This is a genomic window from Streptococcus sp. HSISS2 (assembly GCF_000448665.1).
GTDB classification, from domain to species: Bacteria; Bacillota; Bacilli; order Lactobacillales; family Streptococcaceae; genus Streptococcus; species Streptococcus raffinosi.
Window position 1 is genome coordinate 2,359,081 of record NZ_CM002133.1, and the last position, 1,730, is coordinate 2,360,810.

The 1,730-nt window shown below is 39.3% G+C and carries 4 protein-coding genes; all 4 read left to right on the forward strand.

Going from position 1 to position 1,730, the window contains the following annotated elements:
* Nucleotides 1–93 precede the first annotated feature (93 nt).
* Nucleotides 94–351: a hypothetical protein gene (locus HSISS2_RS10520; RefSeq protein WP_021146652.1), complete on the forward strand. Its 258-nt coding sequence runs from the start codon at nucleotides 94–96 to the stop codon at nucleotides 349–351.
* 3 nt (nucleotides 352–354) lie between these two features.
* Nucleotides 355–792 (forward strand): phage holin family protein, encoded by a 438-nt coding sequence (locus HSISS2_RS10525; protein ID WP_021146653.1) that lies wholly within the window; start codon nucleotides 355–357, stop codon nucleotides 790–792.
* On the forward strand, nucleotides 785–1,015 hold the full coding sequence (locus HSISS2_RS10530) for a phage holin (RefSeq protein WP_021146654.1): 231 nt from the start codon (nucleotides 785–787) through the stop codon (nucleotides 1,013–1,015). Before HSISS2_RS10525 ends, HSISS2_RS10530 begins: the two co-directional genes overlap by 8 nt.
* Nucleotides 1,016–1,064: 49 nt before the next feature.
* Nucleotides 1,065–1,730, forward strand: a 666-nt coding sequence (locus HSISS2_RS11255) for a CHAP domain-containing protein (protein ID WP_134981469.1), incomplete at its 3' end; no start/stop codon positions are given.

Sequence of the window (1,730 nt, forward strand, 5' to 3'; positions counted from 1 at the left end):
AAGATTCAGAAAACGCAGTCTACACAGGGACAGTAACTTACATCACGGAAGATGAATATCCAATTGAAAAATGATAAAGAAAGGAAAAATAATATGTCACTTAAAATTACAAAACAACGTACAATCAATGCAGAATTTAATATCGAAGAAGAAGGAGCTACAATCCTTGTCAAGCAAACATTTATCAGTATAGATTCCAATGCGGTTTCTACGGTTCAAGAAAATCTGCTTAATGCAGAACTTTACGCTAAACATCGTCAAGAAATGCGTACAGACGAACGTGCATTGCGTGATTTGCGTTACAAAATTGAAGATGAAGTTTTGGCAGAATCAACAACAACAGGAGCTTAATCAATGCACAAACCAAATGGTATTTTTGGGATTTTTGATGTTGTCAAAGAATTTTATGAGTACGGTATCGATGAACATCTATGGGTGTTTTTGCTGATTGTGATTATCGGTTGCGATATTGTCTTAGGCGTTTCCAGAGCGTGGGCTTTTCATGAGCTTTCAAGTTCAAAATTCCGTAAAGGTCTAGTAAGTCATACGGCTATGATCTTTTTTGTAGTAATCTTCTATCCGTTTGCTGTTTTTATGAACTTAGGAAGTTTGATAGATACATTTATTTTTGCCATGATTGCAGCTTATGGCTCTAGTATCTTAGCCAACTTGTCAGCATTGGGCGTGGAAATTCCCTATTTTGACAAGTATATTAAGAAAAACATCGATAAAGAAAAATTTATTTTGACCTCAGAATCTGAGGAAGAAAAAGGAGAAAAAGAAAATGATTAATTTTAAACTACGTTTGCAAAACAAAACCACTCTTATTGCTCTTATCTCAGCAGTATTTCTCATGTTGCAGCAATTCGGACTTCACATTCCAAGCAATATCCAAGAGGGTGTAAATACTTTCGTTGTGATCTTGGTTATCCTCGGTATCGTTACAGACCCAACTACAAAGGGTGTGGCAGATAGCGAGCAAGCATTGAACTATCACGCGCCTCGTGAGGACTAGTCTAATCTACAGATAACAACAAGATTTCATTGAAATAGAAAGGAGAAACATGACAACGAAAACACAGTTATTAAACACTCTTGATAGTCTTGTGAATCAACGTGTCACGGTGCCGACTAACCCTTACGGTGGGCAATGTGCCGCTTTAGTTGACTATGTCTTACAATATGCTGGCTTGTTTAACTATGATTTCAGCTACATGAACGCCATTGACGGGTTGAGCCGTGCTGAAAGTCTAGGACTTAAAGTCACACGTTTTAACGGCTCTAACAATCCCCCTGTCGGTAGTGTATGGGTAACTAACTGCTTACCATATCACCAGTTCGGTCATATCGGTTTTATTGCAGCAGAAAACTCAGACGGTACAGTTACCACCATCGAACAGAATATTGATGGAAACGCTGATTGCTTGGAGAATGGCGGGTGGACTCGAAAGGTAACTCGTAACCTCGATAGCGCTGGTAATTTCAGCTATATTGATTGGAGTGCGCCAAGTCAACAAATGGTTGGATGGTTCGAATTGCCGTTTGACGGGATGACACAGGATAATTACTTTATCGACGTGTCAGCTTACCAACCGGGAGACCTTACAAGTATCTGTCAAGCAGTTGGAACTAACAACACAGTTATTAAGGTTACTGAAGGCACTGGTTGGGTTAGCCCAGTGGCCACTCAGCAAACCAACACAAGTAACTGTATTGGTTACTACCACTTT

Bases quoted from the DNA above. Each gene is read 5' to 3' on its own strand.
- HSISS2_RS10520 (WP_021146652.1), top strand. From the start codon at position 94: ATGTCACTTAAAATTACAAAACAACGTACAATCAATGCAGAATTTAAT.
- HSISS2_RS10525 (WP_021146653.1), top strand. From the start codon at position 355: ATGCACAAACCAAATGGTATTTTTGGGATTTTTGATGTTGTCAAAGAA.
- HSISS2_RS10530 (WP_021146654.1), top strand. From the start codon at position 785: ATGATTAATTTTAAACTACGTTTGCAAAACAAAACCACTCTTATTGCT.